Genomic DNA, 11,359 nt, shown 5'->3' with positions numbered 1-11,359 from the left:
GGGCGACACGGGCGGCTGCGGGTACACCGGCTGCCCCGAACCCGAACCCGAGCCCGCCCCTGCCCCCGTCCCCGCCCCGACCGGCTCCCAGCTCTGCGTCTCGTCGTTCCAACGGACCCCGCCACCGCCCATGTCACCCTCCCAGAAGCGCGGCGACAGCCTGGGCGGTCGCCGCCCCGGAGGCGAACATCGCCGTCAGCGAACCGGCGTCCGCCAGCGCCTGCCGCAGCCGCCCGAGCCTGACAGGGCCGGCCGCGCCCTCGCCCTCGATCTCGTCCTGCGCACCTGCCAGTTCGGCGTCGAGCGCAGCCGTCTGCTCGCTCGCGACGAGGCGCCCCAGGTCCGCACGCAACTCCTGCAGGGCTACGAGCAGTTCCTCCTGGCCCGCGTCGCGCCCCTCGGCCCCGACCTCGTAGTTGGTCACCGTGTTCTGGTCGCCGATCGCGAACGCACCGTGCACGCTCCCGATGTGGATCCCCCGGTCCGGTCCGTCAGTTGTTGCCACGTGCCCCGCCCCCCGTCTGCGTCGTGCTGTTGTTGGTGATGGTGTTGTTGTTGCCGATACCCACGGCGCCCTTCGCGGTCTCGATGAAGGTCCCGCCGTTGGCCACGTTCACGATCTTCTGCTCGAACTCCTCGGTCCGGTAACCGGCGTCCTTCAGCGCCAGCTGCACCCCGCTGGTCACCCGGTCCTGCACGGACTTCAGATAGCGGCTGAGGTCCATGTCCTGGAAGAGCGAGGCCGCGTCGTCCGAGCCCAGCTCCCGGACCGAGAGACCGGGCCCGTCGGCGAGCGCCTTCGCATTGCCGCTGGTGGCCATCCGCCACACCGAGGCGAGACCCCGCGCGAGCGTCACGATGGCGTTCCCCGCCGATGAGGGAGTGCGGCTGAGCGCCCAGACCGCCTTGCCGAAGTGGTTGTTGTGCCGATAGCGGTACGCGACCCGGTCGGCGTACTGGAAGAGCGGCCGCACCGGGCGCAGCACATGCGGGGCGACCTCCAGCATCAGCATCCCGCCCTGCGTGTGCACCCGTACGAACACCGTCGCGACGATCTCCTCGCTCCAGCCGCCGACCCGGATCCGCAGGAAGTGCCGGCGCGTCTCGCCGCCCTCCTCGACCGAGCGGGCGCGGTGCTCCTCGAACGCCTCGACGGCGTACGGCGCATGGGTGCGGTTCGGCAGTCCGTCCACCGGCAGGAAGACGATCTCCTCTATCTCCAGTTCGCGCAGCCGGTCGCGCACCGCGGCGGCGACATGCGGCGCCCCGTGCGGCGACGGCTCGCGCAGCGCTTCGAGCAGCGGGACGATCCGCCGCAGGATGGCGCTGTTGTCGAGCGGTTCGGGCTTCTTGTCGGCGTCGCCGCTCGGGCGCAGTTCGATGGAGAGGGACCAGGTCGCGTACGGGGTTCCGGCGCCGCAGAAGGGATCCGCGGCGTGGTACATCACCAGCGGTGCGTGCTGCTCGATACGGATCCGGTGACGCAGCCGCTGGAACCTGGCCCCCTCCGACTGCTCGGCCGGGTCACCCGCCACATCGCGGAACCGTTCCTTGGAGAGCTCCGCGGTCAGCGCCCTGGCGAACTGGCCGCGCTGCATGGCCACCGCCCAGGCAAGCACCAGCGGCAGGGAGAGCGCGATCCACGCCTGGAGCTTGCCCGCGCGCAGGATCTTCTCGGTGGCGAACTCGAAGATGGGCATGAAGGACGAGGGGTCGCCCGTGTTGCTCAGCGCCCCGTCGTCCGACAGCGCCACGGCGAGGAGGAACACCAGGACCCAGAGGAAGAGGAGCCGCCCGTACCAGCGCAACGCCCAGCCGCCCACCAGCCGATACCAGTTGGGGTGCGTGGCGGTGCCGCGCACGCGGGGTGCGACGGCGAGGAACACCACGGGCAGTACGTAGAAGAGGACCAGCCACTGGGTGAGCGGGAGGGCGACGATCCACAGCCCCAGGATCGCCCCGGCCCAGCCGAGCTCTATGCGCCGCGCACGCAGGGCATGGGCGAGCACCCGGCTCGCGTCGAACCCGAGCGAGGGAGCGACGATGCGTTCCTCGTGGACGTACAGCTCGTCGATCACCGCGTCGCGGTAGTCGCTGTCGAGATACGTACCCGCGCAGAGCAGCCGCGTCGCCTCGCTCGCGGCGGGCGCCGCACGGGGCGTCGGCGGCGGGCCTTGCGGGCCGGGTTGCTGGGGCGGCAGGAAGGTCTGAGTCAACGTTTCCCCCGAAACACGAACTGCCCACGGAGGTGGGCCGGTTGACTTCTACAGGGGAAGCAGCATAGAGGAGCGACGTGCTCCAAGTCACACCGGAACGTCCGCAGGCCCCACCGATGAGGGTGGGCCTGCGGACGTACGGAACGAAAAGGGATCAGATCAGACCGAGCTCGCGGACCGCGTCGCGCACGACTTCCCGACGCTCCCCTCGCACCGCTCGGCCCCAGGGGGCCTCACGGGCTTCGGCGAGCCGCGTCGGACTCCGTCCGCCGGACGTTGGCCGGGCCGAGTCCGCGTCACGCCGGAACGCACGCAGGCCCCGCCGGTGAGGGCGGGACCTGCGGACGTACAGAGCCAGAAGGCTCGGATCGATCAGAAGACTCAGATCAGGCCGAGCTCGCGGACCGCGTCGCGCTCCTCGACCAGCTCCTGGACCGACGCGTCGATGCGCGCACGGGAGAAGTCGTTGATCTCCAGGCCCTGGACGATCTCGAACTTGCCGTCCTTCGTGGTGACCGGGAAGGACGAGATGATGCCCTCGGGGACGCCGTAGGAACCGTCCGAGACGATGCCCATCGAGGTCCAGTCGCCGTCCGCGGTGCCGTTGACCCAGGTGTGCACGTGGTCGATGGCGGCGTTGGCGGCCGAGGCCGCCGACGAGGCGCCACGAGCCTCGATGATCGCGGCGCCGCGCTTGGCGACGGTCGGGATGAAGGTGTCGGCCAGCCACTGCTCGTCGTTGACGACCTCGGCGGCGTTCTTGCCGGCGACCTCGGCGTGGAAGATGTCCGGGTACTGGGTGGCCGAGTGGTTGCCCCAGATGGTGAGGCGCCTGATCTCGGAGACCGCGACACCGGTCTTCTGCGAGAGCTGCGAGATCGCGCGGTTGTGGTCCAGGCGGGTCATCGCGGTGAAGCGCTCGGCCGGTACGTCCGGGGCCGACGCCTGCGCGATGAGCGCGTTGGTGTTGGCCGGGTTGCCGACGACGAGGACCTTGATGTCGTCCGCGGCGTTGTCGTTGATGGCCTTGCCCTGCGGACCGAAGATGGAGCCGTTGGCCGCGAGCAGGTCGCCGCGCTCCATGCCCTTGGTACGCGGGCGGGCGCCGACCAGGAGGGCGACGTTGGCGCCGGCGAAGCCGACGTTCGGGTCGTCGGTGATCTCGATGCCCTGGAGCAGCGGGAAGGCGCAGTCGTCGAGCTCCATGGCGGTGCCCTCGGCGGCCTTGAGGCCCTGCGGGATCTCAAGGAGACGCAGCTTGACCGGCACATCCGAGCCGAGCAGGTGACCGGAGGCGATGCGGAAGAGCAGCGCGTAGCCGATCTGGCCGGCCGCGCCGGTCACAGTGACGTTGACGGGAGTGCGGGTCATGGCGATCTCCGTAAGACAGCTGGCGGTGGGGGTCCCTGCCCCTCGTGCAGGAAGCCTCATCCTTGAATCTTGATGTGAAGAGACTTCCGGCGATCAGGCTATCGGACCTCACGGACGCTGAACCCCCGCCCCCGTGTGGCGCGGGGCACACGCACCCCGGAAAGCGAATGGCCGCCCGCGCCAAGGGGGGGAGAGGCGCGAGCGGCCACCGCCGGAAAGACGACGCCACCCGCGCCAGGGGGGGGAAGGCGCGGGCGACCGCCGCCGGGTGCAAGCACCCGTGGGGGGATGAAATCCGCGTGCCCCGTACTTCGCCGGGCATTCCCCCTGACACCCAACTAATTTTTTGTGCAGCCCCGAGCACCGTTCGCGAGCGTCGCACAGGCCTTCACCCGGCTCGGATCGGTCGACGCGGTCATCGGTGTGTACGCATCGGGATCGGCGGCCACCGTCCCCTTCTGCGTGGCAGCTCCCGCGACGCTGACCTGCACCACGTCACCCGTGGCCGCCTGGTTGATGCGCGCCCAGGCCGCTCCGCACGTCTTGCTGTACCGGACCTCGACGAGCCTGCCGCCGACCGTCACGTTCGACACCGACGTGGCCAGCTCGCCGCCGCAGCCCATCGCCTCCGGGTCCTTCCCTGTGCAGTCCTTGCCGCTGCACTTCACCCCGGCGGGCAGGTTGGGGTTGACGGAGACGGTCGGGCTGGGCGAGTTCTTCTTGTCGTCCGCCTTGTTGTCTCCCTTGCCGCCCAGGTCGGTCAGGAGCACCGCGGCGGCTATCACCAGGAGCGCGCCCACCACACCCGCCAGGAACATCATCAGCTTCCTGCGCCTGCGCCCCTGGTCGGACGGGGGCGTACGGCCACCCGGCTGCCGCGAAGGCGAAGGCGAAGGCGACGGCGACGGTGTTGGCGGCGGCGGCGGCGGCGACTGGTACGGGCCGCCCGGCGGCGGGCCGAACTCCCCTATGGGCGTGGGCGCCACCGGGGCGTCGGCCACCGGCGCGGGTGCGGGGGCGGCCTCGGCGGCGGCACCCTGGGGGCGTGCGCTGCCGTTCTTCGCACGCGCCGGAGCCACCGGCGCCGACCCGAACTCCCCCAGCGCGGCGCGCGCCTGGGAGATCCGTATCGCTTCCATGGTCATGTCGTGCCGCGCCTCGGAACGGCTCCACGCACGCTCCGCGAGCTCCCACATGGTGGTCAGATGCACCGGGTTGGTCCCGGTCACCTCGGCCAGCGCCACGATCGCACCCTTCGGGGCGAGCAGCCGGCCGTTCAGATAGCGCTCCCACGACGTCTTGCTGTAGCCGGTCCGGTCGGCCACCGCAGCGATGCTCAGCCCGCTGCGGTCGACGAGCCTGCGCAGCTGGCTGGCAAACTCCCGTACCTGCGGGTCGAGTTCCTCCGGCAGAGCCTTCCAACGAGGCATTACTTCCCCCTTGTCCCCCCGTATGCGCTTATGTACGTATCCGACTGTCGAGCCCCCGGCACAACCCTCGTTCTGGCTACCCCAAGGGATGCACAAAGCCAGGATGTCAGTTCCCCGGGTGGGAGCGCAGGGGAGCATTCGGGTCGGCACGACCCATTTCGCACGCCCCCCGCCCCACCCGTCACTTCACACGACAATGGCCCGCACCCCCTCGCGGGAGTGCGGGCCAAGGGACCGCCGGGGCACCGGAGTTCTAGGTGCGCACCGTGAAGTGGACGATGTCGTTGAGGAACGGGATCTTCAGCAAGGGATTCGGCTGCGCCATCAGCGCGAGCAACACGATGGTCAGGCCGATGATCGCGTACGTCACCATGTCGGTGAACCGGGAGCGGACCGCCAGCATGCCCACCGACGGCAGGCACCAGCGCATCACGCCGCCCGCGAGCATCGCGACGCCGATCAGCAGCAGTCCCACGCGGGTGACGTCGAACGCGACGAGCAGCAGACCGAGACCGGTCGCGGAGAGCACGGCCAGCAGCGGCCACTGACGGGCGGGCGCCGGGGCGTCCTGACCGGCGGCACGGCCACCGCCCTCCGGACGCGCGGTGTCGGTCGTCACGGCGGGGAAGCGGCGCGAGGCCCGTACGGGCGCACCGTCGGGACCGGGGGCGCTGATCGGCTCCCGGGTCTCCACGCCCTCCAGTTCGTCGGGGATACCGGATCCGGAGTCCTCAGCCGTCATGGCGCTCGGCCGCCTCGACCACATTGACCAGCAGCTGTGCGCGGGTCATCGGGCCGACGCCGCCCGGGTTCGGCGAGATCCAGCCGGCCACCTCGGCGACACCGGGGTGGACGTCCCCGACGATCTTGCCGTTCTCGTCCCGGCTGACGCCGACGTCGAGCACGGCCGCGCCCGGCTTGATGTCCTCGGGCTTGACCAGGTGCGGAACACCGGCCGCCGCGACCACGATGTCCGCCTGCTTGAGGAGCGCGGAGAGGTCCCGGGTGCCGGTGTGGCAGAGCGTCACGGTCGCGTTCTCGGACTTACGGGTGAGCAGCAGCCCGATCGAGCGGCCGACGGTGATCCCGCGGCCGACCACGACCACATGCGCCCCGTTGATCTCCACACCGTGGTGGCGGAGCAGCCGGATGATGCCGTACGGGGTGCAGGGCAGCGGCCCTTCGACGCCGAGCACCAGCTTGCCGAGGCTCATCGGGTGCAGGCCGTCGGCGTCCTTGGCCGGGTCCATCAGTTCCAGGACACGGTTGGTGTCGATGCCCTTGGGGAGCGGAAGCTGCACGATGTAGCCCGTGCATTCCGGGTTCTCGTTCAGCTCCCGTACGACCGCCTCGATCTCCTCCTGAGTGGCGGTGTCGGGGAGTTCGCGCTGGATCGAGCCGATGCCGACCTCCGCGCAGTCCCGGTGCTTGCCGTTGACGTACCAGCGGCTGCCCGGGTCGTCACCGACCAGCAGCGTGCCGAGACCAGGGGTGATGCCCTGCGTCTTGAGGGCCGCCACACGGGCGGTGAGATCGGACTTGATCGCGGCCGCGGTGGCCTTGCCGTCGAGAATCTGGGCTGTCATGGGCCCATTCTTTCAGGGCCCGGCATGATCGCCCAAGTTGCACTTGCACAACACATACGGAATGCGACTGGACAAACTTATGTCTCGTTTAGAACGATGATCGGCGCAGTATGTCGCGGGCAGTACCGGGGGGCGAAACCGCTCAGAACCATGCATTTCCTCCGCTCGGACCGCGTCCGTCCCCAAGAACCAACGGAGGAACATCACTCATGAGCTTCGGTGACCCCAACAACCCCTACGGCCAGCAGCCCCAGCAGCCGGGCCAGCAGCCGGGTCAGCCGCAGGGCCAGCAGCCCGGCTACGGCTACCCGCAGCAGGCTCCGCAGGGCGTCCCGCCGCAGGGTCAGCCGGGCTACGGCTACCCGCAGGACCAGGCGCAGGGCCAGCCCGGTTACGGCTACCCGCAGCAGGCCCCCGGCCAGCCGTACGGCGCCTACCCGCAGGCTCCGGGCACGATGCAGGCCAACAACGGCTACATCAACGTCCCGGCGCTCGGCACGGTCCAGGTCGCCTCGATGGGCCGCCGCCTGGGCGCACGCGCACTCGACGGCCTCGCCATCGGCATCGTGTACCTCGTGCTCTCCTTCGCCGGCCTGGCGAGCGCGTTCGGCGCCGCCAAGGACTGCGACCCGAACTCCAGCGACTACAGCTCCTGTGTGAACGACGCCAGTTCCAGCATCGTCGCCAGCCTGATGGGCGTCATCCTGATCTTCGGCGTGATCACGCTGCTCTACGAGTGGCTGATGGTCGGTCTCGCCGGAGCGACCTTCGGCAAGATGATCCTCGGCGTCAAGGTCATCAAGGAGAGCACCGGCCAGAACCCGGGCCTCGGTGCCGGCTTCATCCGCTGGATCATCCCGATGGTCGGCGCGTTCCTCTGCTACATCGGCGCCATCCTGGTCTACCTCTCCCCCTTCTTCGACAACTCGGGGAAGCTGCAGGGCTGGCACGACCGCGCTGCGGGCACCCTCGTCATCAAGAAGTAGGCACATCACGCGAGAAGGCCGTAACCCCCGCTCGGCGGGCGGGGGTTACGGCCTCTTTGCGTACTGCCACTCAGTCACTCAGCCACTCGGCCACTCGGCCACTCAGTGGAAGAAGTGCCGCGTCCCGGTGAAGTACATCGTCACGCCCGCCTTCTCGGCGGCCTCGACGACCAGCTCGTCACGGACCGAACCGCCCGGCTGCACCACGGCCCTGACCCCGGCATTCGCCAGGATCTCGAAGCCGTCGGGGAACGGGAAGAACGCGTCCGAAGCGGCGTACGCCCCCCGCGCCCGCTCCTCGCCCGCGCGCTCGACGGCGAGCTTGGCGGAGTCGACGCGGTTGACCTGGCCCATGCCGACGCCGACCGAGGCGCCACCCTTGGCGAGGAGGATCGCGTTGGACTTCACGGCGCGGCAGGCCTTCCAGGCGAAGGACAGCTCGGCCAGCTCGTCGGCCGAGAGCGCGTCGCCGGTCGCCAGGGTCCAGTTGGCGGCGTCGTCGCCGTCGGCCTGGAGGCGGTCGGTGACCTGGAGGAGGGCGCCGCCGTCGATCTGCTTGACCTCAACGGGTGCGGACGGCGCCTCGGGGGCGCGCAGCACACGGATGTTCTTCTTGCGGGCCAGGACCTCGACCGCGCCGTCCTCGTACGACGGGGCGACGATGACCTCGGTGAAGATCTCGGCGACCTGTTCGGCGAGGGCCACGGTGACCGGGCGGTTGACGGCGATCACACCGCCGTACGCGGAGACCGGGTCGCAGGCGTGCGCCTTGCGGTGCGCCTCGGCGACGTCGTCGGCGATGGCGATCCCGCACGGGTTGGCGTGCTTGATGATCGCGACACAGGGCTCGGCGTGGTCGTACGCGGCCCGGCGCGCGGCGTCGGTGTCCGTGAAGTTGTTGTAGGACATCTCCTTGCCGTGCAGCTGCTCGGCCTCGGCGAGACCGCCCGTCCCGGAGGTGTAGAGCGCGGCGCCCTGGTGCGGGTTCTCGCCGTAGCGCAGCACGTTGGAGCGCTCGTAGGTGGTGCCGAGGAACTCAGGGAAGCCACTGTCGTCGGCGGGCGCGTAGCCGTCGACGAACCAGTTGGCGACCGCCACGTCATACGCCGCGGTGTGCTGGAACGCCTCCGCCGCGAGGCGCTTGCGGGCGGTCAGGTCGAAGCCGCCGGCCTGCACGGCGGCAAGCACGTCCGCGTACCGCTCGGGGCTGGTGACGACCGCGACCGACGGGTGGTTCTTGGCTGCGGCGCGCACCATCGAGGGGCCGCCGATGTCGATCTGCTCGACGCACTCGTCGTCGGAGGCGCCCGAGGCGACGGTCTGCGTGAAGGGGTAGAGGTTCACGACGACCAGGTCGAAGGGCTCCACCCCCAGCTCGGCGAGCTGGCGCTGGTGGTCCTCCAGGCGCAGGTCGGCGAGGATGCCCGCGTGGACCTTGGGGTGCAGCGTCTTGACCCGGCCGTCGAGGCACTCCGGGAAGCCGGTCAGCTCCTCGACCTTGGTGACGGGTACGCCCGCTGCGGCGATCTTCCCGGCGGTCGATCCCGTCGAGACGAGCGTGACACCGGCCGCGTGCAGCCCCTGGGCGAGCTCCTCGAGCCCCGTCTTGTCGTAGACACTGATCAGCGCGCGACGGATGGGCTTATTCACCGACATGAACCTTTCGTCCCTCAATGCGGTAGCCGTTACGGGCCAGACGCCCCACGACCTCGACGAGCAGCGTTCGCTCGACTTCCTTGATGCGCTCATGGAGAGCGGCACCTTCGTCTTCGTAGTCCTCATCCCGGACCCCGACCACGCCCTGCGCGATGATCGGACCGGTGTCGACGCCGTCGTCGACGAAGTGGACGGTGCACCCGGTGACCTTCGCGCCGTACGCGAGTGCGTCGCGCACGCCGTGGGCCCCGGGAAAACTGGGCAGCAGGGCAGGGTGCGTATTGATGAACCGGCCGCCGAACCCGGCGAGGAATTCCTTCCCCACGATCTTCATGAAACCGGCCGAGACGACCAGATCGGGCTCGTACGCGGCCGTGGCCTCCGCCAGCGCCGCGTCCCAGGCCGCCCGGCCACCGTTGTTCTCGTAGTCCTTCACCTTGCAGACGAAGGTGGGCAGCCCGGCGGCGCGTGCGCGCTCCAGACCGACGATGGACTCGCGGTCGGCTCCGACGGCGACGACCTCGGCCCCGTACCCCTCGGGATCGGCGGCGATCGCATCGAGCAGGGCCTGCAGATTGGTTCCTGACCCGGACACGAGGACGACAAGACGGGCTGCGGCCACAACGGGGCCCTTTCTGGAATGCGGCTTTGTACGGTCGTGTGTGCAAGACCGCGTTTGTACGGTCCTACGAACGCATCGCATGCCCCGATACGGGGAACCCTACGAACGCGCCGACCGTCGGCAACGATACCGGCACACCGGACGGCCCCCACGGGACGGGGGCCGGGACGGAAGGTAGCGTCTGGGGCAGGCACCGTCTCCCGGACGGCGACCGACTGAGGGGAAGACGTTCACCCGATGCAGGACCGACGCCACAGCGTGACCGACCGCCGCCCACTGCTGCTGCCGCGGGAACGCCGGTCGCCGTCCTCATCTGCCCCCTCGTCGCCCGAACCGGACGACAACAACCCCTTCGCGCCGCCGCCCGAGAACAAGCCGGAGCAGCCCTGGCGCCCGCGCCGCCCCGAGGGCGACGACACCCCGGACGCTCCCCCGCCGCCGCCCAACCCGTGGGGCGGCCAGTGGAGCAACCAGCAGCCCGGCCGCCAGGACGGCGGCTTCGGCAGCACCCCCCGGCCGCCCCGCCCCGACGACCAGGGCGGACCCGGTGGCCAGGGAGGCCCCGGCGGCCCGGCACCGGGCCTGCGCTGGGACCCGACGGACCCGGCACAGCGACGCGCCCGCTATGCGCTGCTCGGCGGGATGTGGGCGTTCTTCTTCGCCTTCTACATGTGGCAGATCGGACTGCTCCTCGGCGCGCTCGCCCTGTACTGGGGCATCAGTGCGCTGCGCGCCAAGCCGAAGCCGGCCGAGGGCTCACCGCCCCCGCCGCCCGGGTCGGCCAAGCCGCAGACGACGGCGGCGGTGAGCGGCCTGGTGGCCGCCGGGCTCGCACTGGCGATCATCGCGGCGACGTTCACGGTGCAGATCGTCTACCGCGACTACTACACGTGCGTCGGTGACGCACTGACCCAGTCGGGCAAGCTCGCCTGCAACGACGAACTTCCCAAGTCGCTGGTGAACATCTTCGGCACGCAGTCGTAGGCAGGGCCGTTACGGCTGGGGCGGGTCCTGAGCCGGCCCCGGTTCGGCCTGCTCCCCGGTCCCGGTCGGCGGCGGCTCCGCTTCCGCCGGGCCGGGGGTGGGGCTCGCCGCTTCCGGCTCGGGCTCGGGCTTCAGCTCGGTTTCCGGCTTCAGCTCCGTTTCCGGCTTCGGCTCCTGTACGGGCTCCACGACCGGAGCTGTAACGGGGGCCGCCGGGATCGGCTCCAGCGCTGGGATCAGCGGCTCCGGGTCCGCTACCGGCTTCGGCGGGAACAGGACCATCAGGCCGCCCGAGGCCTCCTTGAGCGCCCTCCAGCGGTGCTCGCGCTCCTCCGTCTCGCCCCCGGCAGCCACCTCCTTCGTCCCCCGTACGAAGCGCCACCACCGCAGCCCCAGCGCCAGCGGCACCCCCACTCCCGCCGTCCACGCCAGCGCCGCCGCGCCCGTGCTCCACCACACCGGACCGAACTCCGCCAGGCCCCCCGTCCCCAGCGGCCCGCCCGCCAAC

Annotated in this window: 10 protein-coding genes and 1 pseudogene; 2 read left to right on the top strand and 9 right to left on the bottom strand. The window is 70.5% G+C overall.

Annotated elements, in window-relative coordinates; genetic code table 11:
- Positions 1 to 133: 133 nt before the first annotated feature.
- From J0695_RS28325 to J0695_RS28300, 6 genes are all read right to left on the bottom strand, one after another.
- On the bottom strand, positions 134 to 505 hold the full coding sequence (locus tag J0695_RS28325; protein ID WP_206966678.1) for a hypothetical protein: 372 nt from the start codon (positions 503 to 505) through the stop codon (positions 134 to 136).
- Positions 492 to 2,216, bottom strand: coding sequence for an AbeC-like domain-containing protein (locus tag J0695_RS28320; RefSeq protein WP_242553296.1), 1,725 nt, complete (start codon positions 2,214 to 2,216; stop codon positions 492 to 494). The genes J0695_RS28325 and J0695_RS28320 overlap by 14 nt, the downstream gene beginning before the upstream one ends.
- Positions 2,217 to 2,597: 381 nt before the next feature.
- Positions 2,598 to 3,587, bottom strand: a complete 990-nt coding sequence (locus tag J0695_RS28315) for a malate dehydrogenase (RefSeq protein ID WP_206966676.1) — start codon at positions 3,585 to 3,587, stop codon at positions 2,598 to 2,600.
- 338 nt (positions 3,588 to 3,925) lie between these two features.
- Positions 3,926 to 5,017 carry a helix-turn-helix domain-containing protein gene (locus tag J0695_RS28310; RefSeq protein ID WP_206966674.1) on the bottom strand — a complete coding sequence of 364 codons (1,092 nt, stop codon included), beginning with the start codon at positions 5,015 to 5,017 and terminating at the stop codon, positions 3,926 to 3,928.
- Positions 5,018 to 5,270: 253 nt separating this feature from the next.
- On the bottom strand, positions 5,271 to 5,759 hold the full coding sequence (locus J0695_RS28305; protein ID WP_242553295.1) for a DUF3017 domain-containing protein: 489 nt from the start codon (positions 5,757 to 5,759) through the stop codon (positions 5,271 to 5,273).
- The gene (locus J0695_RS28300) at positions 5,749 to 6,603 is read right to left on the bottom strand and encodes a bifunctional methylenetetrahydrofolate dehydrogenase/methenyltetrahydrofolate cyclohydrolase (protein ID WP_206966670.1); all 855 of its coding nucleotides are present in this window, start codon (positions 6,601 to 6,603) and stop codon (positions 5,749 to 5,751) included. The genes J0695_RS28305 and J0695_RS28300 overlap by 11 nt, the downstream gene beginning before the upstream one ends.
- Before the next feature lie 209 nt (positions 6,604 to 6,812).
- On the opposite strand from J0695_RS28300, the gene J0695_RS28295 reads away from it, so the two are divergent.
- Positions 6,813 to 7,589, top strand: coding sequence for an RDD family protein (locus tag J0695_RS28295; RefSeq protein ID WP_206966668.1), 777 nt, complete (start codon positions 6,813 to 6,815; stop codon positions 7,587 to 7,589).
- Between the two features lie 102 nt (positions 7,590 to 7,691).
- Here the strand turns inward: J0695_RS28295 and purH are convergent, their stop codons facing one another.
- Positions 7,692 to 9,245: a bifunctional phosphoribosylaminoimidazolecarboxamide formyltransferase/IMP cyclohydrolase gene (gene purH, locus J0695_RS28290; protein ID WP_206966666.1), complete on the bottom strand. Its 1,554-nt coding sequence runs from the start codon at positions 9,243 to 9,245 to the stop codon at positions 7,692 to 7,694.
- Positions 9,232 to 9,867 carry a phosphoribosylglycinamide formyltransferase gene (purN, locus tag J0695_RS28285; RefSeq protein ID WP_206966664.1) on the bottom strand — a complete coding sequence of 212 codons (636 nt, stop codon included), beginning with the start codon at positions 9,865 to 9,867 and terminating at the stop codon, positions 9,232 to 9,234. Before purN ends, purH begins: the two co-directional genes overlap by 14 nt.
- A gap of 237 nt (positions 9,868 to 10,104) precedes the next feature.
- Here purN and J0695_RS28280 point away from each other — a divergent pair, with 237 nt between their 5' ends.
- The gene (locus J0695_RS28280; protein ID WP_206966662.1) at positions 10,105 to 10,851 is read left to right on the top strand and encodes a hypothetical protein; all 747 of its coding nucleotides are present in this window, start codon (positions 10,105 to 10,107) and stop codon (positions 10,849 to 10,851) included.
- Between the two features lie 9 nt (positions 10,852 to 10,860).
- Here J0695_RS28280 and J0695_RS28275 read toward each other — a convergent pair.
- Positions 10,861 to 11,359 (bottom strand): annotated as a pseudogene (locus J0695_RS28275) (hypothetical protein); the annotation flags it as partial.

The organism is Streptomyces beijiangensis (genome assembly GCF_017315755.1).
Lineage (GTDB): Bacteria > Actinomycetota > Actinomycetes > Streptomycetales > Streptomycetaceae > Streptomyces > Streptomyces beijiangensis.
This window is presented reverse-complemented; position numbering and strand designations above follow the sequence as displayed.